Raw genomic sequence first — 578 nt, forward strand, 5'->3', positions numbered from 1 at the left:
ATCGAGGAATGCAGATGGATCATCGGAAGCGGCGACCCAGAGTGCCGCACTCAATGCCGCACCGTTCAAGATGCGGCCCGCCGCCTCGACGTTGAGGGCGTGCACGACGCCCTCGTCTATCAGTGACCGAATGGTGCGTATCGTGAATTGCAGGCACGCGTTCTCGCCCGGCCACGTAGAAGGATCACCGAGAACGGCGGTGCCGTCGAGCAGCATGATGCGCTGTATTTCGGGTTCAACCGCCATCTCGATGTAGGCCGTCCCTTCGTCGAGGAGGCCTTGCCACGTGTTCGGCGCTCGTTCGCGGACCCTGCGCAACCGCTCGGCCATTTCGTCGTCGATCTGCGCGATTACGGCCCAGAGCAGCCCCTTCTTGTCCCCGAAGTTATGATAGAGCGCGCCGCGCGTCAGGCCGACTGAGGCAGTGAGATCATCCATGGACGCCGCGGCGTAGCCTTGGGTTGCGAACGCCCGACGTGCGGCACCCAGAAGCTTGTCTCGCGTCTCGGCCATCGTCTCGGCCCGCCGTCCCGTGACCATGTGCCTTTCCTCCAGTGCGCTATCGAGCCAGTTGACAT

General features: G+C 63.3%; 1 protein-coding gene. It reads right to left on the bottom strand.

The window, feature by feature from the left end; all coding sequences use genetic code 11:
* On the bottom strand, positions 1-540 hold a 540-nt coding region (locus tag E4T82_RS12005), incomplete at its 3' end, for a TetR/AcrR family transcriptional regulator (protein WP_135182983.1).
* Positions 541-578: the final 38 nt, after the last annotated feature.

This window comes from Streptococcus cuniculi (genome assembly GCF_004570575.1).
Taxonomy (GTDB): Bacteria; Bacillota; Bacilli; order Lactobacillales; family Streptococcaceae; genus Streptococcus; species Streptococcus cuniculi_A.